Genomic DNA, 26856 nt, shown 5'->3' with positions numbered 1-26856 from the left:
TCCATCTGGATGCGGGACAGCTCCGTCGCCTTCATGCACTGAACCGGCAGCAGGGCACGACCCTGTTTATGACGCTGCTGGCCGCCTGGTCGGTGGTGCTGTCCCGCCTCAGCGGGCAGGACGATATCGTCATCGGCACCCCGGTTGCCAACCGTCCCCGTCAGGAGCTGGAGGGCATGGTCGGCTTCTTCGTCAACACGCTGGCATTGCGCACCGAGCCGGGCCGCTGCCACGCCGTCGCAGATCTGCTCGATCAGGTGCGTGAGCGGGCGCTGGACGCCTACGCCCATCAGGCCCTGCCGTTCGAACAGGTCGTAGAGATCCTGCAGCCCGCTCGCAGCCTCAGTTACAGCCCCATTTTCCAGGTGATGCTGTCGCTGAACAACACCCCAGCACAGGCCCTGACGCTGCCCGATCTTACGCTCTCTGCCGTTGAGCGGCCGCAGCATAGCACCCACTTTGATCTGTCGCTGTCGCTTATCGAGACTGAAAATGGCCTCAACGGTGGGCTGGTCTACGCCACCGACCTGTTCGACCGCGAAACCATCCTTCGCGTGGTGGGTTATGTAGAGAATATCCTGATGGCGATGGCCGACGATGTGACGCAACCTGTCGCCACCCTGCCCATACTACCGGACAGTGAGCGCCGGCAGGTCATGCTCGACTTCAATGCCACCGAGGCCGACTTCCCGCACGACGCCCTTATCCATCAGCTCGTCGAAGACCAGGCCGCTCGCACACCCGATACCACCGCTGTGCTCTTTGAAGACCAGCACCTTACCTATGACGCGCTCAACCGCCGCGCCAACCAGCTCGCGCACCACCTCATCGACCTCGGCGTAAAACCCGATGACCGCATCGCCATTTGCGTCGAGCGCTCGCTCGACATGGTCATCGGCCTGCTCGCCATTCTCAAGGCCGGCGCCGCCTATGTTCCCCTTGACCCCGGCTACCCCGCCGAGCGCCTCGCCTACATGCTCGACGATGCCAGCCCGGTCGCACTGCTGACTCAGGCGAACCAGCGCGCCCTGCTGACCGGAGACGTCCCGCGCATCCTGCTCGATACCGCCGACTTCAGCCACCTGAGTGAGGACAACCCTCACGTCCCCGGTCTGGATGCCCACCATCTGGCCTACGTCATCTACACCTCCGGCTCCACCGGCAAGCCCAAGGGTGTCATGAACAGCCACCGCGCACTCTGCAACCGCCTCGTCTGGATGCAGAACACCTATCGCCTCACCCCCGATGACCGCGTGCTGCAAAAGACCCCCTTCAGCTTTGACGTCTCCGTCTGGGAGTTCTTCTGGCCCCTGCTCTACGGTGCACGCCTCGTCATGGCCCGCCCTGACGGACACAAGGATGCGGCCTACCTCGCGCAGCTCATTGAGCGTACCGGCATCACCACCCTGCACTTCGTGCCCTCCATGCTCCAGCAGTTCGTTCAGTGGGCCGATGCAGACTGTGCCTGTGACTCCCTGCGTCGTGTCATCTGCAGCGGCGAAGCCCTGCCTGCCGAGTTGCAGCAGCGCTTCTTTGCCCGCTTCAACGCCCAGCTCCATAACCTCTATGGCCCTACCGAAGCCGCCATTGACGTCACCTTCTGGGCCTGTCAGCCTGACGACCACCGCAGTTTTGTTCCCATTGGCCGCCCCATCGCCAATACCCAGCTCTATATCCTCGACACCCTCGGCCAGCCTGTGCCCCTCGGTGTCGCTGGTGAACTCCATATCGGCGGCGTCGGCGTCGCCCGCGGTTATCTCAACCGCCCCGACCTCACCGCCGAGCGCTTTATTCCCGACCCGTTCATCAACCAGCCCGGTGCCCGTCTCTACAAGACCGGTGACCTGGCCCGCTGGCTGCCCGATGGCAGCCTCGAATACCTCGGCCGTAATGACTTCCAGGTCAAGCTGCGCGGCTTCCGTATCGAGCTGGGGGAAATCGAGGCCCGCCTTATGCAATGTCCCGGCGTGCAGGAAGCCGTGGTCGTCGCCCGCGAGGACAGCCCCGGCGACACCCGGCTGGTCGCCTACCTCTGTCCTCAGCCCGGCGTCACGCCCGACCCCGCCGACCTGCGCCAGCAGCTCGGACAACATCTGGCCGAATACATGGTGCCCGGCGCCTTTGTCACCCTGGATGCCTTCCCGCTCACCCCGAACGGCAAGCTCGACCGCAAGGCCCTGCCGGCGCCTGACCAGTCCGCCGTGGCGACCCGCGACTATGAAGCCCCGCAGGGTGAGGTCGAAACCGCACTGGCCGCCGTCTGGCAGGACCTGCTGGGTCTGACGCGCGTCGGCCGCCACGACCACTTCTTCGCGCTCGGCGGCCACTCGCTGCTGATCGTCAGCCTGATTGAACGACTCCGCCGAGCAGGATTGGCGCTTGATGTACGCGGTGTTTTCTCCACACCGGTGCTCAGTGACATGGCACAGGCGATACTGGCGCATCAGGATAAACCGGCCGTTGTGGTGCCACCTAACCGCATTCCGGCGGACAGTACCGCCATCACGCCCGACCTGCTGCCGCTGGTGACGCTCACTCAGCCGGAGATCGACCGGATAACCGATACCGTGTCTGGTGGTGCGAGCAATATACAAGACATCTATCCGCTCGCACCGTTGCAAGAAGGCATTCTCTTCCACCATCTCCTGCAAGAACAGGGCGATACTTATCTGCTCCGCAGCATGGTGGCCTTTACCCACCGCGAACGTCTTGATGCGTTTCTCAGTGCACTGCAACAAGTTATCGATCGCCACGACATTCTGCGCACCGCCGTGTGCTGGCAGGATTTAAGCCAGCCGGTGCAGGTCGTCTGGCGTCAGGCAATACTGCCAATCAACCATTTTGAACCGACGTCACCGGAAGATGTATTGGCACAGTTGCAGGCTCATACCGAGCCGCGTACACGCAGGATCGATCTCAGTCAGGCGCCGTTGTTTAGGGCAGATATCGCTCACGATCCCCTGCAAAACGAATGGCTGCTGGCACTGAGCTTCCATCATCTGATTAGCGATCATATGACGCTGGCGCTGATCGTCGGTGAAATCCGTTTGTTATTGCAGCATCAGGCTGACGCGTTACCGACGCCGCTCCCGTACCGCAATTTTATCGCCCAGACGCTAAGCGTACCGAACTCAGCACATGAAGCGTATTTCCGCGACAAGCTAGCTGATGTTGATGAACCGACCGCACCTTTTGGGTTACTCAACGTACAAGGTAGCGGCGGGGATATCCACGAAGCTCGTCTGGTGTTGGATGCCACACTGGCATCCGCTATTCGACAACAGGCACGTCATCTTGGCGTCAGCCCAGGCGTGTTGTTCCATGTGGCCTGGGCGCAGGTTCTGGCGCAGACCAGCGGTCGTGATGACGTGGTATTCGGCTCTGTTCTGCTCGGCCGCCTTGCTGGTGCTGAAGGGGCTGACCGTATTATGGGGATGTTTATCAATACGCTGCCGCTGCGAATTTCTCTTGCGGATCGCGGCGCAGCGGAGGTGGTTGAGCGCACCTCACACGATTTGATGACGCTACTGGAGCATGAGCAAGCACCGCTGGCGCTGGCTCAACGCTGCAGCGGCGTAGCACCACCCATGCCGCTATTCAGTACCTTACTCAACTACCGCCATACACAGGCCAGCTCGACCGACAATACCTTGAGCGACATTCGTGTGCTGACCTCAGAGGAACGAACCAATTATCCACTCACGCTTGCAGTTGACGACCGGGGCGAAGGATTTAGTTTGGTTGCGCAGACGCTGGAAGACATCGATCCTCATCGTCTGTTGAACTATCTGATGACGGCAATCAGCAGTCTGGTCGACGCGCTGGAAACAGAACCGCAGCGTTCCATACTGAACCTACCGGTGCTGCCGGACAGCGAACGTCAACAGATGCTGGTTGATTTCAACGCAACCGACGCGGATATCCCACGGCACGCGCTTATCCACGAGCTGTTTGAAGCACAGGTTGCCTGCACGCCCGACGCCATCGCGGTGGTATTCGGGGAAGCCTCCCTCAGCTATGACGAGCTTAATCGCCGGGCTAATCGCCTTGCCCACCACCTTATTTCGTTCGGCGTACGGCCCGATGAGCGGGTCGCGATTTGCGTCGAGCGTGGTCTGGACATGGTTGTCGGGCTGCTCGGTATTCTCAAAGCCGGCGGGGCCTATGTGCCATTAGATCCCACTTATCCCGTAGAGCGTCTGCGCTACATGCTTGATGATGCCAAACCCGTCGCACTGATCTCCCAGTCAGCCCATCTCGGGATAATGAACGGCAGCCTGCCTGTGATCCTGCTTGATGACGGAGAAACCCGTCCGTTTGATAACGAACCGGATACCCCGCTTGACGCCCGGAAACAGGGGCTCACGCCACGCCATCTGGCCTATGTGATTTACACCTCAGGCTCGACGGGTAAACCTAAAGGCGTCATGGTTGAACATGCCAACATGGTTAATTTCCTCTGTTCAATGCGTAAGGAACCAGGTATCGCCCAAGAGGATGTTTTGCTCGGCGTCACATCACTTTCTTTTGACATCTCCATATTAGAAATTTTCCTGCCGTTATTGAACGGTGCACGGCTGATTCTGGCTACACAGGCACAGGCGGCGGATGCACAACAGTTGGCCATGCTGATCGAACGCCATGCGGTGTCCTTCATGCAGGCCACGCCGTCGACCTGGCGTATGTTAGTGGAGTTACGCGACTTCGCTCTGCCGCCGGGCTTTAAAGCGCTGTGTGGAGGGGAAGCTCTGCCTGAGAATCTGGCGACGGCGCTGCTTCAGAAGGTAACGACGCTCTGGAATCTGTATGGTCCGACAGAAACCACGATCTGGTCCACGCTAAACGGCCTGACGACACCAACGCCTTATATTGGTCACCCCATCGCCAACACCCAAATCTATATTCTGGACGCGCAGGGGCGCGTGGTTCCTCTTGGCGTCGCGGGCGAAATCCATATCGCCGGTGCAGGCGTTGTGCGCGGTTATCTTGGTCGCCCCGATCTCACGGCAGAACGTTTTATTACCGATCCGTTCTCAGGAGCACCAGAAGCCCGGATGTACAAGACCGGCGATCTCGGCCGCTGGCTGCCTGACGGTACCCTTGAGTATCTGGGCCGTAACGATTTTCAGGTCAAAGTACGCGGTTTCCGCATTGAATTGGGCGAAATTGAAACTCGCCTCGCCCGGTGTCACGGAGTACACGATGCCGTGGTCATTGCCCGTGAAGATAGCCCCGGCGACAAACGACTGGTTGCCTACCTACTCGCTCAGCCTGATACGGTGCTCGAACCTGCCGATCTACGACAAAGACTTAGCGAGGGGGTGGCTGAGTACATGATCCCGAGTGCGTTCGTCACACTGGACGCCTTCCCGCTCACACCAAATGGCAAACTTGATCGCAAGGCGCTACCGGCACCAGACCAGTCGGCGATGGCGACTCGCGGCTATGAAGCGCCACAAGGTGATCTGGAACACGCGCTGGCTCAAATTTGGCAAACGCTACTGGGAGTGGAGCGTGTAGGACGTCATGACCATTTCTTTGAGCTCGGCGGGCACTCGCTCCTTGCGGTTCAATTGAATGCCCGTATACGCGCAGAATTTTTAACCGATATCCCCATCGTTGCCATTTTCCAACATCCCCAGCTATCCGCGCTGGCGGAGGTCATTTTGGCCGCACAAATACACGCAGCCTGGGGAAATGACACCGATGCACTCACACACGATCTCGACTCAATGTCAGCAGAAGAATTAATGGCGATTTTAGACGGAGATACGAACGATGAATAAAGAAAACATGAGCATTGAAGAGCTAAAACGCGCCGTTCTGGAGAAAAAAGTTAAAGAACAGCTAAAGCAACGTGGACACCAACAGCGCCCATCGATTAAGAAAGTCGATCGGAACATGCCGCTGCCACTCTCTTTCGCTCAACAGCGGCTGTGGTTTATTGGTCAGCTCGATCAGGCCGCTAGTCAGGCCTATCATCTTCCTGCGGCTCTACGGCTGACCGGCAAACTCGATAAACCGGCGCTTACGACGGCGCTAGATGGTCTGATCGCTCGCCATGAAAGCCTTCGCACACACTTTGCGCTGGTTGATGGTCAACCCTCTCAACAGATTGCCCCTGAAGAAACCCGCTTTTGTCTATCCAGCCTCGACCTGCGCGACCTTGACGAGACGGCGCGAGCCCAACGGGTGGCCGAGTTGACCGAGAGTGAAGCGCGTGAACCATTCGACCTTATGCAAGGCCCGCTAATTCGTGGACAGCTATTGCAGCTGAGCGATGAAGAACATGTTTTGCTCATTACCCAACACCATATCATCTCCGATGGCTGGTCTCTGGGGATCTTCGTGCGTGAATTTTCTGCCCTGTATCGCGCCGCACTCAGCGGCCATGCGGCACATTTACCACCGCTACCGATTCAGTACGCCGATTATGCCGCCTGGCAACACGGCTGGCTCAAAGAAGATACGCTCGCCGAGCAACGTGATTTTTGGCATAGCCAGTTACAGGGCGCGCCCGCGCTGTTAGAACTGCCAACTGACCGTCCACGCCCCGCGGTGCAGCGCTATGCGGGCAGCCACGTGTCTTTCCGTCTCAGTGCTGATGTTCTTAATGCGCTCAAAACACAAGGTCATCAGCAGGGAACCACGCTGTTTATGACCGTACTTGCCGCATGGAGTCTCGTGCTGTCTCGCCTCAGTGGCCAAGATGATATCGTTATTGGCACGCCGATCGCCAACCGCACCCGCCACGAGCTGGAAGGGCTGATAGGCTTCTTTGTGAACACGCTGGCACTCCGCATTGAACTGGATGAATGTAAAACCTTGGAAGCACTGCTGACGCAGGTTAGAGAACAATCACTTTCCGCTTATGCCCATCAGGATCTTCCGTTCGATCAGGTCGTAGAAGTGGTACAGCCAGCACGCAGCCTCAGCTACAGCCCCATCTTTCAGGTGATGTTGGCTCTGAATAACACAGCTTCACAGAAATTAATGCTGCCCGATCTGGACGTCTCTTTTATTGAACAACCCAAACACAGCGCTCAATTTGACCTGATGTTATCGGTTAACGAGACGGAAAATGGTCTGACTGGCTCACTGGAATATGCCATCGATCTCTTCGATCGAGAAACGATTGAACGCGTGGCTGGCTACGTAGTGAACGTATTAACGGCCATTGCCACCGATGTTACACAGCCTCTTTGGTCCGTTCCTATGTTGTCGGACAGCGAACGCCAGCAGGTGCTGGTTGACTTTAATCCAGCCGATGCCGTATGCCCAACGCCTGCGCTGATTCAGGCTCGCGTCGAAGATCAGGCACAGCGCTTCCCGAATGCTATCGCCGTCGTCTACGAATCACACTCGCTCACCTATCAGACACTTAACCAGCGCGCCAACCAGCTCGCACATCATCTCATCAGCCTCGGTGTCAAACCCGACGACCTCGTCGCCATTTGCGTCGAACGCAGCCCCGAGATGATTATTGGCCTGCTCGCCATCCTCAAGGCGGGTGCCGCCTATCTCCCTCTCGACCCGTCCTACCCCGCCGAGCGCCTCACCTATATGCTCGACGATGCCACGCCCGTAGCGCTCCTTACCCAGTCGGCATTGACCGCTACACTGCCGGATACCGCGCTGCCCACCGTACTGCTTGACGCGCACGACGTCTTCGATGCGCAGCCTGACCACAATCCCGACGCGCACGCGCTGGGCGTCACGCCCGACCATCTGGCCTATGTCATCTACACCTCCGGCTCTACCGGTAAACCCAAAGGCGTCATGGTCGAGCATGCCAGCGTCACCCGCCTGCTCGACGCAACGCAGGACTATTTCCACTTTGACAGCAACGACGTCTGGACCCAGTTCCACTCCTTTGCGTTCGACTTTTCCGTCTGGGAAATATGGGGAGCGCTCGCTTACGGCGGCAAACTGGTTGTCGTACCGACGCTTTGTGCCCGCTCACCGCAGGAATTCTATTCCCTGCTCTGTCGGGAGCGTGTGACGGTACTTAACCAGACGCCGGGGGCGTTCCGCCAGTTGATTGCTGCGCGAGATGATACCGATCATTCGCTGCGCTGCATCATCTTCGGCGGGGAAGCGCTAGAGTTACATATGCTGGCCCCGTGGATAGCGGATAATCCGCTTGAGCGCACCCGCCTGATTAATATGTACGGCATCACCGAGATTACCGTTCACGCCACCTTCCGCGAACTGAGCGCCGCCGATATCACCGCCGGGCGCGGTAGCCTTATTGGCCGGCCCTTGCCGGATCTACGTGCCTACCTGCTTGACCCGCACGGCCAACCGGTGCCGGTCGGCGTCGCCGGTGAGCTCTATATCGGCGGAGCAGGTGTCGCACGCGGCTACCTCAACCGTCCTGACCTGACTGCCGAGCGCTTTATTGTCGACCCTTTCTCTGACAGCCCCGCAACCCGACTCTACAAAACCGGCGATCTCGCCCGCTGGCTGCCCGACGGTACGCTGGACTATCTGGGCCGTAATGACTTTCAGGTCAAGGTACGCGGCTTCCGTATTGAACTGGGGGAAATCGAGTCCCGCCTGGTACAGTGCCCAGGCGTTCAGGAAGCGGTGGTACTCGCCCGTGAGGATGTTCCGGGAGATACCCGTCTGGTGGCCTACATTCAGCCTCAGCCCAAAGCGGTGCTGGAACCAGCCGATCTACGCCAGCAGCTGTCAACGCATTTAGCCGACTATATGATCCCGGCGGCGTTTGTCACACTTGAGGCCTTCCCGCTTACGCCAAATGGCAAGTTGGATCGTAAAGCCCTGCCTGCGCCTGAACGCTCCGCCGTGGTAACACGCGGCTATGAGGAGCCTGTCGGTGACATTGAAACGGCATTGGCTGAAATCTGGCAAGACCTGCTAGGGTTAGAACGGGTGGGACGGTATGACCACTTTTTTGAACTCGGCGGCCATTCATTGCTGATCGTCAGTTTGATTGAAAAACTGCGTCACCTCGGCTTAAAACTCGACGTTCGCAGCGTATTTACCGCGCCGACGCTCATCGAACTGGCTGATGCCATTCAACACGATCGGGGCGAATCCCGTTTCATTACGCCAGACAACCTTATCCCCAACGGTGCTGAAAGAATCACGCCTGAGATGCTGCCTCTGGTAGCCCTGTCGCAGCAGGAGATTGATGCCATTACTGACACCGTTTCTGGCGGTGCCGCCAATATTCAAGACATCTACCCTCTGGCTTCACTACAGGAAGGGATTCTCTTCCATCATCGTTTGCACCCAGATAACGATCCCTATGTCGTATCGTCACTCTTGCGTGTTGCGAATGAGACAAAGCTGGATGCGTTTATTGCAGCACTACAATCCGTCATTAACCGGCACGACATTCTACGTACGTCGATTCACTGGACGGAATTGACGCAGCCGGTTCAGGTGGTACATCGCCATGCAACGCTGAATGTGCATCGTCTGGAACCAGAAAACAGCGTTGATGTGGTCACCACGATGCGGGAAAGAGTCGTCTCCTCACACGCCTCAATGGATTTGTCACAGGCACCATTAATGCATCTGTACGTAGCGCCTGACTCAACATCACCGGCGCTTTATATACTGCTTCAATTTCACCACATCATTGATGACAACCTTTCACTGCGTCAGCTACTCGCGGAAACGACCGCGTTTCTGATGGGAAAAGGTGAGGCACTTCCACCATCATTCCCGTATAGAAACTTTGTGGCTTATACCCGTCAGGAAGATAAAAACCATGCAGCAGAAGCATTTTTCCAAGACTATTTGGCGGACATCGACGAAATTACAGCACCATTTGGTGTAGCAAATGTTCAAGCCAGCGGTGAAAACGCGGCAGAAGCACGTCAGTCGCTTAGCCCTGAACTTTCACAAACGATTCGTGACGCCGCCCGCCGGTTCGGCATCAGTCCAGCGGCGCTGTTTCACGCCAGTTGGGCGTTGGTTATCGCACGAACCAGTGGACGAGACGATCTTGTGTTCGGCACGACATTATCGGGACGAATGTCGGGTCTTGAAGGCAGTACAACCGCATTAGGCATGTTTATCAATACGCTGCCCTTCAGGATAAAACTGGCGGGTATGAGCGTAGCAACGCTAGTCAACACCGCGAATGATATTTGCGCCAATTTATTACGCTATGAACAAACACCGCTGTCCACGGCCCAGCGATACAGCGGGCTCGGTACTATGCCGCTGTTCAGCACCCTACTCAATTGTCGACACACCAATGACAGAGGTGCCGACGCGCCGAATTTAAGACAGTTCGGTGTAGAGAGCCTGTTTAGCCGTGAGCGCACTAACTACCCATTGGGCATCTCAATTGATAATAACCGTGAGTGTTTTTCGCTCTCGACCCAAACCATCAGCCCTATCGATCCTAATCGGGTGAATGCCTATCTGTTGCAGGCAATAGAACAGCTCGTCACCCTATTAACCGATGCGCCGGAAACGCTCGCAGAGGCTATCGATATATTGCCCGCTGCTGAATACGAGCAATTATCGGTGGGTTTCAACGCCACCCATAGCGATTTCCCATACGATGCCTTAATCCATCAACGGTTTGAACAACAGGTTGCCCAAACGCCTGACGCTATTGCGGTCGTGTTCGAGGAGCAGACGCTCAGCTATGACGGCCTTAATCGTCGTGCCAACCAATTAGCCCATCATCTCCTGTCACTCGGCGTGCAGCCGGATGATCGTATTGCCATTTGTGTAGAACGCAGCGTGGAAATGATCGTCGGTCTATTGGGTATTCTTAAAGCAGGTGCGGCTTATGTCCCACTCGATCCTGCTTATCCAGCCGAGCGTCTGGCCTACATGCTGGATGATGCTAAACCGGTCGCACTGTTAACCCAGACGGCGCTGATTGAGACGCTGAACAGCACGTTGCCGCTGGTGGTACTGGACGATCCGCAATTCACTGTCTTTAAGCATGCCTCGCAAGACAATCCGGATGCGCATGCGCTGGGGTTGACGTCACATCATCTGGCGTACGTCATCTATACTTCGGGCTCAACTGGTCAGCCGAAAGGTGTGATGATCGAGCATCGTAGTCTGTGTAATCTCGCTAACGCACAGATTCGCGCATTTGGCATCACGGCAAACAGCCGCCTTTTACAGTTTGCCTCTTTCAGTTTCGATGCCTGCATTTCCGAAGTGACAACCACGCTGTGCCAAGGCGCCAGCCTCATTCTGGCCTCTCGTGAGGCGCTTTTGCCCGGCGATGCATTGCTCAACACACTGCAAACGCAGGCGATTACTCATGTGACGCTTCCACCGATTGCGGCGGGTGCGTTAGATGCCTCCGCTGAGCCTCCTGATTTGACGACGCTGATATTCGCGGGCGAAGCGTGCCCTCCGGCATTAGCTAAACGCTGGGCAACGGCGAAACAGGTCATTAACGCGTATGGCCCGACGGAAAGCACCGTCTGTGCGACGATCTATCATTACCATCGTACCGGAGACGATTTTTTGCCCATCGGGAAACCGATCGACAATACCCACGTTTATATTCTTGATGCGAAGGGTCAGCTCGCGCCACTCGGCGTTGCTGGCGAAATGTATTTGGGCGGCGTTGGCATTGCACGCGGCTACCTCAACCGCCCCGAACTGACCGCTGAACGTTTTATTCCCGATCCGTACTCCGACCAACCCGGTGCGAGGATGTACAAAACCGGCGACCTTGGCCGCTGGCTGGCCGATGGCAATATAGAATATTTAGGCCGTAATGATTTTCAGATCAAACTGCGTGGTTTCCGTATTGAGCCTGGCGAAATCGAAGCGCGTCTCATGGGCTGTTCTGGAGTGCAAGATGCCGTCGTTATCGTCCGGGAAGATAATCCTAACGATAAACGGCTGGTTGCCTATATCCGGCCCCATGTCGGTGCTGAAATCGAACCCGCAGCATTGCGCCTACAGCTCTCACAGCATCTGGCTGAATATATGTTGCCCGCCGCTTTTGTCACACTGGAACAGTTTCCACTGACCCCTAACGGAAAACTCGACCGTAAGGCGCTCCCGGCTCCCGACCTGCTTTCTGTCGCAACCCGCAGCTATGAAGCGCCGCAAGGGGACGTGGAGATCGCATTAGCGGATAGCTGGAAAACCTTACTGCAGCTGGATCGCGTGGGTCGCCATGACCATTTCTTTGAGCTTGGCGGGCACTCGTTAATGGCCGTCAACTTGATAGAGCGGCTACACCATCTGGGCTGGACGATTGATGTCAGCCGTATCTTCTCTACGCCCGTGCTGTGTGAAATGGCGCAGGCGGTACAAGCGAATCAGGACAAACCGGCGTTCTCAGTGCCGCCTAACCGTATTCCAAAACACTGCTCGGCGCTTACCCCCACAATGCTGCCTCTGGCTACACTCACTCAGGCAGAGCTGGACACCGTTGTCGCTACCGTATCCGGCGGCGCGGCCAACGTGCAGGATATCTATTCTCTCTCGCCGCTTCAGCAAGGCATTTTGTTCCATCACCGCCTGCAAGAGCAGGGAGATGCTTATCTGCTTAACAGTTTATTGGCCTTTGATAACCGCGAACGACTTGATACCTTTCTGAACGCCCTGCAACAGGTTATTGACCGCCACGACATTTTACGTACTTCATTCTGCTGGCACGGGCTGACTCAGCCGGTTCAGGTCGTATGGCGTCACGCACCGCTGCCGGTGAGTACGTTTTCCCCTGTCTCTGAAGACAATATTCTCTCGCAGTTGAAAGCCTACACCGACTCGCGTCACCGCCGCCTTAATCTGAATCAGGCACCGCTGCTCTCCGCTGATATCGCCTATAATCCGGCGACAGGGGAATGGCTGCTGGCATTTGGTTTCCACCATTTGATTGGCGACCATATGACGTTGGATCTTATCGTCAGTGAGATCACCACCCTACTTCAGGGACGCGCGGAGACGTTACCTCCCTCGCTTCCATACCGGAATTTTATTGCCCAAATTCTGAGCGTACCGCCTTCTGTTCACGAGCAGTACTTTCGTTCTCGTCTGGCGGACATCGATACGCCGACCGCGCCTTTCGGCATCTTGAATACGCAAGACGACAGTGAACATATTGCGGAAGCGCGTCTTGCTCTGGATACCGGATTAGCGCAGGCGATTCGCAAACAGGCTCGCCAGCTCGGCATCAGCCCAAGCGTGTTGTTCCATGTCGCGTGGGCTCAGGTGCTCGCTCATGTCAGTAGCAGTGATGATGTGGTTTTTGGCTCCGTATTCCTCGGTCGCTTGCAAGGTACGGCAGGGGTAAGTCGAATCATGGGGATGTTTATTAATACGCTCCCTCTGCGCATCACCCTTGGCGACCGCAGCGTGCTGGATGTCGTACAGGATACCTATCGCGATCTGACGGCTATTTTAGAGCATGAGCAGACACCGCTCACCTTGGCGCAACGCTGTAGCGGCGTCATGCCACCGATGCCTTTGTTCAGTGCGCTGTTCAACTACCGCCATAGCCAGTTGGGAACAACGACAGACAGGGTATGGCGTGGAATGCGTTTGCTGACAGCGGAAGAACGCACTAACTACCCCTTCACACTTTCAGTCGACGATCTTGGCGAGCAATTCCGCCTGGTCTCCCAGACTATTGAAGGGGTCGATCCGCTCAGCCTCGCACACTATCTGGAAACGGCTATTAAGGAATTGGTTGAGGCGTTGGCCACGGAGCCACAGCGCTCTATCATGTCGCTGCCGATACTGCCGGACAGTGAGCGCCGGCAGGTCATGCTCGACTTCAATGCCACCGAGGCCGACTTCCCGCACGACGCCCTTATCCATCAACTCGTCGAAGACCAGGCCGCTCGTACCCCCGATACCACCGCCGTGCTCTTTGAAGACCAGCACCTCACCTATGACGCGCTCAACCGCCGCGCCAACCAGCTCGCGCATCACCTCATCGACCTCGGCGTAAAACCCGATGACCGCATCGCCATTTGCGTCGAGCGCTCGCTCGACATGGTCATCGGCCTGCTCGCCATTCTCAAGGCCGGCGCCGCCTATGTTCCCCTTGACCCCGGCTACCCCGCCGAGCGCCTCGCCTACATGCTCGACGATGCCAGCCCGGTCGCACTGCTGACTCAGGCGAACCAGCGCGCCCTGCTGACCGGAGACGTCCCGCGCATCCTGCTCGATACCGCCGACTTCAGCCACCTGAGTGAGGACAACCCTCACGTCCCCGGTCTGGATGCCCACCATCTGGCCTACGTCATCTACACCTCCGGCTCCACCGGCAAGCCCAAGGGTGTCATGAACAGCCACCGCGCACTCTGCAACCGCCTCGTCTGGATGCAGAACACCTATCGCCTCACCCCCGATGACCGCGTGCTGCTAAACCCCCTTCAGCTTTGACGTCTCCGTCTGGGAGTTTACCTCGCGCAGCTCATTGAGCGTACCGGCATCACCACCCTGCACTTCGTGCCCTCCATGCTCCAGCAGTTCGTTCAGTGGGCCGATGCAGACTGTGCCTGTGACTCCCTGCGTCGTGTCATCTGCAGCGGCGAAGCCCTGCCTGCCGAGTTGCAGCAGCGCTTCTTTGCCCGCTTCAACGCCCAGCTCCATAACCTCTATGGCCCCACCGAAGCCGCCATTGACGTCACCTTCTGGGCCTGTCAGCCGGACGACCACCGCAGCTTCGTTCCCATTGGCCGCCCCATCGCCAATACCCAGCTCTATATCCTCGATACCCTCGACCAGCCGGTGCCCCTCGGCGTCGCCGGTGAGCTCCATATCGGCGGCGTCGGCGTCGCCCGCGGTTATCTCAACCGCCCCGACCTCACCGCCGAGCGCTTTATTCCCGACCCGTTCATCAACCAGCCCGGTGCCCGTCTCTACAAGACCGGTGACCTGGCCCGCTGGCTGCCCGACGGCAGCCTCGAATACCTCGGCCGTAACGACTTCCAGGTCAAGTTGCGCGGCTTCCGTATCGAACTGGGGGAAATCGAGGCCCGCCTTATGCAGTGTCCCGGCGTGCAGGAAGCCGTGGTTGTCGCCCGCGAGGACAGCCCCGGTGACACCCGGCTGGTCGCCTACCTCTGCCCGCAGCCCGGCATCACGCCCGACCCGGCCGACCTGCGCCAGCAGCTCGGGCAACATCTGGCCGAATACATGGTGCCCGGTGCCTTTGTCACCCTCGATGCCTTCCCGCTCACCCCGAACGGCAAGCTCGACCGCAAGGCCCTGCCGGCCCCTGACCAGTCCGCCGTGGCGACCCGCGACTATGAAGCCCCGCAGGGTGAGGTCGAAACCGCGCTGGCCGCCGTCTGGCAGGACCTGCTGGGTCTGACGCGCGTCGGCCGCCATGACCACTTCTTCGCGCTCGGCGGCCACTCACTGATGGCGGTCAGCCTGATTGAGCGGCTGCGTAATGCCGGACTCACGCTTGACGTGCGCAGCATTTTTTCCGCACCGGTGCTCAGCGACATGGCACAGGCGATACTGGCGCATCAGGATAAACCGGCATTTGTCGTGCCGGCCAACCGTATCCCGGCAGACTGTATCGCCATCACGCCCGATCTGCTGCCGCTGGTGACGCTCACCCAGCCGGAGATCGATACAGTGGTGGATACCGTATCTGGCGGGGCCGCCAACGTGCAGGATATCTACCCGCTTTCGCCTTTGCAGGAAGGCATTCTCTTCCATTACCGCTTTCAGGAGCAGGGCGATACTTATTTGCTGTACCACTTGCTTGCATTCAAGGATCGCGCACGGCTTGATGCGTTTCTCGGCGCACTGCAACAAGTCATCGATCGCCACGACATTCTGCGCACCGCCGTTTGCTGGCAGGGGCTAAGCCAGCCAGTACAGGTTGTCTGGCGTCAGGCTGTCTTACCCATTAATACCTTTGAGCCGACCTCAGCAGATGATGTTCCAGCTCAGTTGAAGAAACAGACCGATCCACGCACCCGTCGCCTTGATCTGAATCAGGCACCGTTACTCTCGGCCGACATTGCCCACGACGCTGCAACAGGTGAATGGCTGCTCGCCTTAGGGTTACACCATCTGATTAGCGATCATATGACGCTGACGCTGATCGTCGGTGAAATCCGCCATCTGTTGCAGGGTCAGCAGGACACCCTGCCAACCCCACTTCCGTACCGTAACTTTATCGCCCAAATATTAAGCGTTCCGAACACGGAACATGAGGCCTATTTCCGCGAACGACTAGCGGATATCGATGCGCCGACGATTCCTTTCGATTTACTGGATACACAGGGAGAAGGCGAAAATATCGCTGAAGTCCGCGTGCCACTTCCTGCGCCATTATCCAACGCGATATATCAGCAGTCTCGCCGCTTAGGTATCAGCCCAGGCGTGCTGTTCCATGTGGCCTGGGCGCAGGTGCTGGCACAGACCAGCGGCCGTGACGATATCGTCTTCGGTACGGTACTGCTAGGTCGTTTGCAAGGTTCTGCGGGTGCGGATCAGGTCATGGGGATGTTTATCAATACGCTGCCGCTGCGGATTTCTCTTGCCGAGCGCAGCGTTTTGGACGTGGTACAAGAAACCTATCACGATTTGACAACGCTGTTAGCACACGAGCAGACACCGCTGGCGCTCGCCCAACGCTGTAGCGGCGTAGCACCACCCATGCCGCTATTCAGCGCCTTGCTTAACTATCGCCATACGCAGATAAATAAAGATACCCGCCCTTGGGAAGGCATTCGGGTACTGGCGGAGAATATACGCACCAACTTTCCGTTTACGCTTTCGGTGGATGATATCGGCGACGGGTTCAGTTTCCTGGCGCAAACCAGCACAAAAATTGATCCTGCACGAATCGCTCACTATCTGCTCACCGCGATCCACGGTCTAGTTGAGGCACTAGAGAATGAGCCACAGCGCCCAGTCCTGACGTTATCCGTCCTGCCGGAAAATGAACGCCAGGCACTGCTGGTCGATTTCAATGCCACCGGTGTCGCACTACCAGAATCAGCACTTGCCCACGTGTTGTTCGAGGCACAGGTTAAACGTACCCCTGACGCGACGGCGGTAATATTCGATACACAATCTCTCAGCTACGACGAGCTTAACCGGCGCGCCAATCGTCTCGCCCACCATCTGTTATCACTCGGCGTGCAGCCGGACAATCGGGTCGCGATTTGCGTCGAGCGCAGTCTGGAGATGATTGTTGGCATGCTGGCGGTACTCAAAGCCGGCGGTGCCTATGTGCCGTTAGATCCGTCTTACCCCGCTGACCGCCTCACTTACATGCTGGAGGACGCCGCCCCTGTCGCACTGCTGACGCAGACCGATCTAGTCGCCCTGCTGCATAGCGATCTTCCCGTGATCGAACTCGATAATCTGCCTGCGGCTATCGCTGATGAGGGACAAGACAGCAATCCTGTCCCTCAGGCGTTTGGCCTCACACCACGCCATTTGGCCTATGTGATTTATACCTCGGGTTCTACGGGTAAACCCAAAGGGGTGATGGTTGAGCATCGCAGTATGTGTAACCTGCTTAACGGACAGATCGAGTCTTTGCATATTGCCGCAGACAGTCATGTGATTCAGTTGGCTTCTTTCAGCTTTGATGTCTGTATGCAGGAATGCTACATGACACTGCTAACAGGCGCGACACTCTACCTTGCCGAACGTGCGGCTATCCTGCCGGGGGCAGCACTTCGTCAAACGCTGGAAGACAATACGATTACGCACATGCTGATAACACCAACGGCATTGGCAGCGCTGGATGAGATCCCTGAGACATTACAGACGCTGGTCGTCGGCGGTGAAATTTGTCCGCCTGCGTTAGTCAAACGCTGGGCAGCCGGACGATGCATGTTTAATGCTTATGGTCCGACGGAAACCACCGTCTGCGCCACGCTTTATCCCTGCCGCATTCAAGATGAAAGAGAGCCTTGTATTGGTCGCCCGCTTGCCAACACGCGCATCTATATTTTGGATCCGCAAGGTAAATTGGTTCCCATCGGCGCGACCGGAGAAATTCATATTGGTGGCGTCGGCGTCGCACGCGGCTACCTTAATCGCCCGGAATTAACGGCAGAGCATTTTATTGCCGATCCGTTTACCGACGATCCCGATGCTCGCCTCTACAAAACGGGTGATCTTGGTCGCTGGCTAAACGATGGCAATATCGACTATCTGGGTCGTAACGACTTCCAGGTGAAGGTACGCGGTTTCCGTATAGAACTGGGGGAAATTGAAGCACGCCTTATTCAGTGCTCTGGCGTGAAAGAAGCCGTCGCGATCGCCCGTGAGGACACTCCGGGAGAAACGCGTCTGGTCGCTTACCTCATTGCACAACCCGGTGTTGAACTGGTGCCTGCTGAACTCCGTCAGCAACTGGCTCACCATTTAGCCGAATATATGGTGCCCAGTGCTTTTGTCACCATGGAGGCTTTCCCGCTCACGCCGAATGGCAAGCTCGATCGCAAAGCGTTACCCGTTCCCGATCAGACAGCCATCGTCACGCGTACCTACGAGGCACCAGTGGGTGAAAAAGAAACCATTCTGGCGTCTATTTGGCAACATTTGCTGGGCTTAACGCATGTCGGACGCCGAGATCAGTTTTTCGAACTCGGCGGCCATTCACTAATGGCGGTCAACCTGATTGAGCGATTGCGTAATCTGGGTTACCGGCTTGACGTGCGTAGCGTCTTTTCATTACCCACGCTAGCCGACATGGCGGAGTCTATACAGGTACATCAGGAGAGTAGTCTCAGCAAGGTTGCGCCTAATATCATCCCTAGAGATTGCAAACAAATTACGCCCGACCTGTTGCCGTTGGTCACACTCTCTCAGGGCGAAATCGACGCTATCGTGGCAAGTGTCCCCGGCGGCGCAGCCAATGTGCAGGATATCTACCCGCTGTCTCCGCTGCAGGAAGGTATTTTATTCCACCACCGGTTACAGGCTCAGGGAGACGCCTATCTGCTCAACAACCTTGTCGCTTTTGATACCCGTGAACGTCTCGATGCCTTCTTAGATGCGCTACAGCGCGTCATTGACCGTCACGACATTTTGCGTACCGCTCTCTACTGGCAGGGGTTAAATCAGCCAGTACAGGTTGTCTGGCGTCAGGCACCGTTGAGCGTGAATACGTTTGTTCCTGCGCAGGAAGAACAGGTTCTGGCGCAGTTAAAGGCCTATACCGATCCCAGCGTGCGTCGACTTAATCTTAATCAGGCACCGCTATTTTCTACCGACATTGTTCACGACGGCGAGCGTAATGAATGGCTGTTGGCGCTGACGTTCCACCACTTGATCGGCGACCATATGACGCTGGCACTGATCATTGAGGAAATTCGACTGATCTTACAAAGTCATACTGAAGCGTTGCCGACGCCGCTGCCCTATCGTAACTTTATTGCGCAAAACCTCAGCGTACCAACGTCTGCACATGAGGACTATTTCCGTGACCGATTAGCGGATATCGATGCACCAACCGCCCCCTTCGATTTGCTGAATGTGCAAGGTGACGGGGACGATGTGATGAAAGCCAGCCAGTTACTCGCCCCGTCATTAGCCATGGCAATTCGTAAACAGTGCCGCCAGTTGGGGATCAGCCCGGGAGTGCTGTTCCACGTTGCTTGGGCACAGGTACTGGCGCAAACCAGTGGTCGTGATGATGTTGTCTTCGGTTCGGTCTTACTTGGTCGCCTTCAAGGGTCGGCAGGTGCGGATCAGGTCATGGGGATGTTTATCAATACACTGCCGCTACGCCTCTCCCTTGCCGAGCACGGCGTACGGGATGTCGTACAGTCCACCTACCGCGACCTCACAGCCCTGCTTGAGCATGAGCAAACGCCACTTTCCGTAGCGCTACGCTGTAGCGGGGTGACACCCCCGATGCCGCTGTTCAGTACGTTGCTCAATTACCGTCATAGCCAGACGGGAACACATGACAACAGCGCCTGGAACGGCATCAAGCTTTTGGCAACCGAAGAGCGTACCAACTACCCGATCACACTATCCGTAGACGATCTGGGTGAAGGATTTAGCTTGGTGGCTCAGACCGTGAGCGAGATCGATCCCGCCCGAATCGTGAATTATATGATGACGGCTTTACGCGCACTTGTTGAGGCGTTAGCGATTGATCCGCAGCAGCCTATTCTCAGCTTGTCTGTCCTGCCAGAAGCGGAGTGCAAAACGTTGCTGGTCGACTTCAACGCAACCGAAGCCGAAATCCCACCTGCGCTGCTTCATCATCTGTTCGAACAACAGGTCGTGCAGACGCCAGATGCCATCGCTATCGTGTTCGAAGACCGGTTACTCAGCTATGCGGAAGTCAACCACCGCGCCAACCAGTTGGCTCATCATCTGCTTTCTCTGGACGTAAAACCTGATGACCGTATCGCGATTTGCGTCGAGCGCAGCCCAGAAATGGTGATCGGTCTACTGGGTATCCTCAAAGCCGGCGCGGCCTATGTACCACTTGATCCGTCCTATCCCACAGAACGTCTCACTTATATGCTGGAGGATTCCGCCCCAGTTGCACTCTTGACCCACTCATCTTTGGTGGCGTCATTGAGTAGCACGGCTCCGACGATATTGTTGGATAACACGGCACTGTTCGAGGCCTGCTCAGACAGCAACCCAGCGGCTCAGGCAATCGGGCTGACGCCTCACCATCTGGCCTACATCATTTATACCTCGGGCTCGACGGGCAAACCTAAAGGCGTCATGGTCGAACACCGCAACATTGTGGCATCGACCTACGCCCGACAATTAACCTACCCCATGTTCGAGCGGGTACTGCTGCTGTCCTCGATTGCCTTTGACAGCGCGCTTGCCAGCGTATTTGGTACGCTTACCCGAGGGGGAAGTCTCTACCTGCCACAGCAGGAGATAACCGTCGATCCAACCGCCATACTGCATATGCTGCATGAACACCACATTTGCTGCCTTTTGTGCGTGCCGTCCTTGGCCTTGAGCCTCTTGCAGATGAGCCAGAATGAGGAACTGGCCTCTCTGAAAGCGCTGATTGTTGCGGGTGAACGCTGTCCGCCGGAAATTCAAACCGCGATTGAACAGCTCGGCCTGTCAACCGCACTGTATAACGAATATGGCCCAACAGAGGCCGCCGTGTGGGCCTCTGTCTACCACGTGACGTCAACTGAGACTTCACGCAATCGGCTCACCGTGCCGATTGGTCACCCTATCGCCAATAGCCAGATCTATATTTTGGATCCGCAAGGGCGTCCGACGCTGCTCAACGTCGCGGGGGAAATTTATATCGGCGGCGCAGGCGTGGCACGGGGCTACCTGAATCGCCCAGATCTGACGGCGGAACGCTTTATTCCCGATCCTTTCTCAAGTTCACCAGAAGCCCGGATGTACAAGACGGGCGATCTTGCCCGCTGGCTGCCAGACGGGAATATCGACTATCTGGGCCGTAATGATTTTCAGGTCAAGGTACGCGGCTTCCGCATTGAACTGGGTGAGATTGAGTCTCGCCTCATGCAGCTTCCCGGCGTGCAGGAAGCGGTGGTCGCCGCGCGCGAAGATATCCCCGGCGATACGCGTCTGGTTGCCTATCTCCGCTCCCAGCCTGACGCTGAGCTCAATCCAACGGAACTGCGCCAACAGTTGGCCGAACATCTGGCGGAGTACATGGTGCCCAGCGCTTTTGTCACGCTCGACACCTTCCCACTCACGCCGAACGGCAAGATTGACCGTAAAGCGCTACCCGCTCCGGATCACTCTGCCGTTGCCACACGCGGTTATGTCACACCACAGGGAGAACTCGAAACCGCTCTGGCACAAATTTGGCAAGACCTATTGGGGCTGGATCGCGTTGGCCGCCACGATCAGTTCTTCGAACTTGGCGGTCATTCACTCATGGCCGTCAGCCTGATTGAGCGGTTACGCAATATCGGTCAGACACTGGACGTTCGTAGTGTTTTCTCTGCCCCCATACTCTGCGATATGGCGCAGGCCATACTGGCCAATCACACAAAACAACCCCAGGTCGTTCCTCCTAGCCTGATTTCACCGGATTGTACGGCGATTACACCGGAACTGCTGCCGCTGCTCTCCCTCTCACAACGTGATATTGACGCGATTGTCGCGACCGTCCCCGGCGGCGCGGCTAATGTGCAGGACATTTACCCGCTTGCGCCGCTGCAAGAGGGGATCTTGTTCCACTATCTGCTTCAGGAACAGGGAGATACCTACCTGTCGCAAACCGTGATTGCTTTTGATACCCGTGAGCGCCTTGATACCTTCCTCAGCGCACTGCAACGCGTTATCAATCGCCATGATATTCTGCACACCGCCGTCTGCTGGCAAGGTCTTAGCCAACCGATCCAAGTCGTTTGGCGTCACGCGCAGTTACCGATAAACACGCTGGAGACTGATTCGGAAAACGATGTGCTCAGTCAGCTACGCACCCATACCGATTCGCATACGCGCCGCATCAATCTCGGTGAGGCGCCGTTGCTTACTGCTGATATCGCTCACGATGTGGCAAATCAGGAATGGCTGCTGGCGCTAGGCTTCCATCATCTGGTCTGCGACCACATCACTCTCGCCCTGATGATTGACGAAATAAGAACGATCTTACAGGGTCGCGATAATGATCTGCCCACGCCGCTGCCTTATCGTAACTTTATCGCTCAGATTTTAAGCGTCCCAATGACCGCTCATGAAACGTATTTCCGCTCCCGTTTGGCCGATGTCGATGCGCCTACCGCGCCTTTTGGTCTGGTCGATATACAATCCGGTGGCGAGAATATGGATGAAACCGTGCAGTATCTCGATCCTGCATTAGCCCAAGCGATACGACACCGGGCAAACCGACTGGGAGTCAGCCCCGGCGTCCTGTTCCACGTGGCCTGGGCACAGGTGCTGGCACATATCAGCAATCGTGATGATGTGGTTTTTGGCTCTGTCCTGCTCGGTCGCTTACAGGGTACAGATGGCGCAGACAGGGTAATGGGCATGTTTATTAACACGTTGCCGCTGCGTATTTCCCTTAACGATCACAGCGTACTTGATGTAATCCGTTCAACCTATGATGAACTCATCTCGCTTCTGGAGCATGAACAAACGCCGCTGGCATTAGCGCAACGATGCAGCGGCGTCACACCGCCTCTGCCACTGTTCAGTACGCTGTTTAACTACCGTCACAGCCAGCACAGTGCGGCTAACAACGACGCCACCACCGGAGTCTGGCAGGGTATGCGCCAGTTAACCGTGGAGGAACGCACCAACTATCCGTTAACCGTATCGGTAGACGATCTCGGCAAAAATTTCCGTCTGGTTACCCAAACCAACTCAGAAATCGACTCGGCACGTATTGCCCACTATCTGGAAACTGCTATTAAGGAATTGATTGAAGCGTTGGCCACGGAGCCAGAGCGCCCTATCATGTCGCTGCCGATACTGCCGGACAGTGAGCGCCGGCAGGTCATGCTCGACTTCAATGCCACCGAGGCCGACTTCCCGCACGATGCCCTTATCCATCAGCTCGTCGAAGACCAGGCCGCTCGCACACCCGATACCACCGCCGTGCTCTTTGAAGACCAGCACCTTACCTATGACGCGCTCAACCGCCGCGCCAACCAGCTCGCGCATCACCTCATCGACCTCGGCGTAAAACCCGATGACCGCATCGCCATTTGCGTCGAGCGCTCGCTCGACATGGTCATCGGCCTGCTCGCCATTCTCAAGGCCGGCGCCGCCTATGTCCCGCTTGACCCCGGCTACCCCGCCGAGCGCCTCGCCTACATGCTTGACGATGCCCGCCCCGTGGCACTGCTGACTCAGGCGAACCAGAGTGCTCTGCTGACCGGAGACATCCCGCGCATCCTGCTCGATACCGCCGACTTCAGCCACCTGAGTGAGGACAACCCTCACGTCCCCGGTCTGGATGCCCACCATCTGGCCTACGTCATCTACACCTCCGGCTCCACCGGCAAGCCCAAGGGCGTCATGAACAGCCACCGCGGACTCTGCAACCGCCTCGTCTGGATGCAGAACACCTATCGTCTCACCCCCGATGACCGCGTGCTGCAAAAGACCCCCTTCAGCTTTGACGTCTCCGTCTGGGAGTTCTTCTGGCCCCTGTTCTACGGTGCACGCCTCGTCATGGCCCGCCCTGACGGACACAAGGATGCGGCCTACCTCGCGCAGCTCATTGAGCGTACCGGCATCACCACCCTGCACTTCGTGCCCTCCATGCTCCAGCAGTTCGTTCAGTGGGCCGATGCAGACTGTGCCTGTGACTCCCTGCGTCGTGTCATCTGCAGCGGCGAAGCCCTGCCTGCCGAGTTGCAGCAGCGCTTCTTTGCCCGCTTCAACGCCCAGCTCCATAACCTCTATGGCCCTACCGAAGCCGCCATTGACGTCACCTTCTGGGCCTGTCAGCCTGACGACCACCGCAGTTTTGTTCCCATTGGCCGCCCCATCGCCAATACCCAGCTCTATATCCTCGACACCCTCGGCCAGCCTGTGCCCCTCGGTGTCGCTGGTGAACTCCATATCGGCGGCGTCGGCGTCGCCCGCGGTTATCTCAACCGCCCCGACCTCACCGCCGAGCGCTTTATTCCCGACCCGTTCATCAACCAGCCCGGTGCCCGTCTCTACAAGACCGGTGACCTGGCCCGCTGGCTGCCCGATGGCAGCCTCGAATACCTCGGCCGTAATGACTTCCAGGTCAAGCTGCGCGGCTTCCGTATCGAGCTGGGGGAAATCGAGGCCCGCCTTATGCAATGTCCCGGCGTGCAGGAAGCCGTGGTCGTCGCCCGCGAGGACAGCCCCGGCGACACCCGGCTGGTCGCCTACCTCTGTCCTCAGCCCGGTATTGAACTGATGCCTGCCGAGCTACGTCAGCAGCTCTCGACACATTTAGCCGACTATATGATCCCGTCGGCCTTTGTCATGCTCGATACTTTCCCACTTACGCCGAACGGCAAGCTGGATCGTAAAGCCCTACCGGCACCAGACCAAACGGCCGTCGTCAGCCATGGCTATGAAGCGCCACAAGGCAAGGTGGAAATGAAGCTGGCGCATATCTGGCAGATGCTACTGGGTCTGGAACGGGTAGGACGTCATGACCACTTCTTTGAACTTGGTGGTCACTCGCTGCTGGCGGTGCAGTTGCTGAACCATATGCGTGAACAGAGCATGGAGGTATCGCTTGCCACGCTCTTCTCTCATCCAACGCTATGCGATCTGGCCTTCGTGGTTGGCAGTGATACCTCAGCGACATCAAGTTCTCCGTTTGATATGAACCCTGTGCCGCTCAGCCCTGAAGGTAATCTTCTGCCGCTCTTCCTGATACACGAATCAACCGGTGACCCGTTGGTTTATTCAACCTTCGCCACGCTGCTACCACCCGCCTTGCCTGTTTACGCGCTACAGTCTCTAGGCCTGCATACGCTACCGTCACCGCCAGCGTCTATTGAGGAACTGGCGACTGACCATCTGAATGCGATCCGTCGTATTCAGCCTCACGGCCCTTATCGCCTTGCCGGATGGTCATTAGGTGGATCGATTGCCTATGAAATCGGGCTACAGCTGCTTAATAGCGGCGAGGAGGTCGCGTTTCTTGGCATGATCGATTCCTATAATTTCAATCGGGCAGACGCTCAGTCTGGCGAGCAAAAAATCGTCTATTCCTCCGGGGATTTAAGTGATGAGCAGGAAAACATTAATATCCTCTTCGTCTATTTACGTAATCACATGACGACAGCCGATGAACAAGATCTGGAGGATCTACGCGCATTGGGAGACATCGAGCTAACCATCGCACGCTGCCATGAGCGTCAATGGCTCCCTTCCGGCATCACCAAAGAAGATATTCTTCTACGCCTCAACAGCCAAAGAACGATCTTGCAGTTATCCCGGCATTATCGTGCTCCCGCGTCAGCCCTGCCGGTTCACCTCTACCGTGCAGAGCACATCACCGATGATGATATCTGGGGAGAATGGCAAGGCATCGTCGGTAAGGACTCGGTGCTTCATCCTATCGGTGGAACCCACTACACGATAATGCAGCCGCCTTTGCTGAATCAGGTTGCCGACTCGTTTAGCGGGTTCCTGTTACCCACTGACTATGTGCCAAACATCGTTATCCAAAACGGTACGCCAGGGATTCCTCCGCTCTTTTGTATCCCTGGGGCAGGAGCCAATGCTTCCAGCTTTATTGAACTGGCGCTGGCGCTACCGACGCAACAACCCGTCAGTGCTTTACAGGCTCGCGGCCTGACAGAAATCGGCCAACCGCCTTATATCAGCGTAGAGGGCGCAGCACGAGCCTATCTTCAGGGAATACGGCAAAAGCAACCCCATGGACCTTATCACCTGCTAGGACATTCCTTTGGTGGATGGGTAGCTTTTGAAATCGCATTACAGCTACAGGCACAGGGGGAATCGGTAGCCAGTCTGATACTGGTCGATACTGATGCTCCCGACGTTCAGGCGTGTCCGCCGAAAGCGATCGATCGCGTTGAGACGATCATGAAATTGATCGACATCTACAACATGATTCTGGCGCAGCCTTTAGCGCTGACGCGATCTCAATTTGTGGATATGGCACCGGAGGAACAGATCACACGGTTGCACCGCGCGCTGGTAAAAGCCGGTATTTTCTCTACGCACACAACCACTGCTCTGTTGCAGGGAATTGTTCAAGTAATGCAGGCCAACCTGAATACGGTGTATACGCCACGCGCTCACTACGACGGTGCGGTTTATCTGGTCAGCGCCAAAGAGGGAGACACGGATGAAAGAACGACGAACGAAAGCGAATGGAGCACACATGTTACTCAATTAGACCCTGTTTTAATGCCGGGCAACCACATGACCATGCTCTCCATGCCACAGGTCGAACGGCTTGCCGATTGGCTATGGAGGACTCTGAACCTTAGGAAATAG

The 26856-nt window shown here is 57.0% G+C and carries 1 protein-coding gene and 1 pseudogene; both read left to right on the top strand.

Annotated elements, in window-relative coordinates:
* Positions 1 to 1952 precede the first annotated feature (1952 nt).
* Positions 1953 to 5786, top strand: coding sequence for a non-ribosomal peptide synthetase (locus tag DCX48_21135; protein QXE17337.1), 3834 nt, complete (start codon positions 1953 to 1955; stop codon positions 5784 to 5786).
* Positions 5779 to 26856: pseudogene (locus DCX48_21130) on the top strand (non-ribosomal peptide synthetase). Before DCX48_21135 ends, DCX48_21130 begins: the two are co-directional and overlap by 8 nt.

Source organism: Pectobacterium atrosepticum (assembly GCA_019056595.1).
Taxonomy (GTDB): domain Bacteria; phylum Pseudomonadota; class Gammaproteobacteria; order Enterobacterales; family Enterobacteriaceae; genus Pectobacterium; species Pectobacterium atrosepticum.
The sequence above is the reverse complement of the archived record's forward strand: the minus strand, read 5'-3'. Positions and strand labels throughout refer to the sequence as shown.